We start from the raw sequence: 1,266 nt of genomic DNA, 5'->3' as shown, positions 1-1,266 counted from the left end.
TGTAGTGGTCAACTAATTTTGGCCACAGTTTTAGAATCTTGGTATCTAACCTCTGATTCATTTGGCGCTAAACCAGCATTATAATGATGTGGCCTAACGTTGTTGTAATATCCGTTGATATAATCACTCACACTATATTTAGCATCTTTAAAGTTTTCGTACCCAACCTTTGGCATCCACTCCGTTTTTAAGCTCCTAAAAAATCGCTCCATTGGCGCATTATCCCAACAATTCCCGCGCCTGCTCATACTTTGTGTGATTTTATAGCGCCATAAACGTTGGCGGTACTTCAAGCTTGTATAATGGCTTCCTTGGTCTGAGTGAAACATCAATCCGCTTGGCCTGCCTCTGCTCTCATACGCGAGTTCAAGCGCTTTTAGCGTTAAGTTAGTATCTGGCGACAACGACATTGCCCAACCAACAACCTTACGTGCAAATAAATCAACAACGACCGCTAAATAGGCCCAGCGATTGCCTGTCCAAGTATACGTCACATCACCGCACCACACCGTATTCGGCTCAACAACATCAAACTGCCTATCTAACAAATTTGGGATTTCAAGATGCTCATTACCACCCCGTTTATATTGATGTTGTGGTACTTGGCAGCTCTCTAGTTTCAGTTTAACCATCAGCTTAGCGGCCCGATAACGGCTTAATTCAAAGCCGTTATTCGTTGCGATTGCCGCGATTGTCCGTGCCCCAGCTGAACCGCCGCTCATTGCATGTATGGCTTTAACTTCCGCTTCTAGTCTTATTTGCTCTGGTGTAGGCGTTGTATCCCGTATGGCCCAATATTTATAGCTGCTGCGATGCACATTGAATACGCTACACAACACGCTAATTGGGTAACGCTCTCGTTGATTTAACTTCTCAATTAACGAGAATTGTTCAGGGAGTCGGACATCAAGAGAGCGGTAGCCTTTTTTAATATATCCTTTTCTAATTCAATGCGTTGAATTTGCTTTTTAAGCTCACGAATTTCAATTTGTTCGGGTGTCATTGGTGACGCTGTGGGTGTCTGGCCATTCCGTTCTTGCTTTAATTGAGTGACCCACTTACTAACAGTTGATTTACCAACCCCCATCGCCTTAGCTGCATCTTCTTGTGTGTAGCCTTGGTCAACTACAAGCTGAGCTGTTTCTAATTTGATTGCCGCAGAATACGTTGCACGTTTTAATTTCGTCATTTTTACACCCAAATTTGTATGCTTATTAGCATAACATTTCTTTCTTAATGGGTGGCCAAATTAACTATGCCACTACA

At 43.0% G+C, this 1,266-nt stretch carries 1 protein-coding gene; it reads right to left on the bottom strand.

Going from position 1 to position 1,266, the window contains the following annotated elements; all coding sequences use genetic code 11:
• Window positions 1–8 precede the first annotated feature (8 nt).
• Window positions 9–1,189, bottom strand: a protein-coding gene (locus tag ACSFVZ_RS20445) for an IS3 family transposase (RefSeq protein ID WP_435559514.1) whose coding sequence is annotated in 2 segments (ribosomal slippage) — window positions 9–931 and window positions 931–1,189 — 1,182 coding nt in all. Because the reading frame shifts where the segments join, the coding sequence is not laid out codon by codon here.
• Between the last annotated feature and the right edge of the window lie 77 nt (window positions 1,190–1,266).

Source organism: Pseudoalteromonas nanhaiensis, from assembly GCF_051235485.1.
Lineage (GTDB): Bacteria > Pseudomonadota > Gammaproteobacteria > Enterobacterales > Alteromonadaceae > Pseudoalteromonas > Pseudoalteromonas lipolytica_C.
This window is presented reverse-complemented; position numbering and strand designations above follow the sequence as displayed.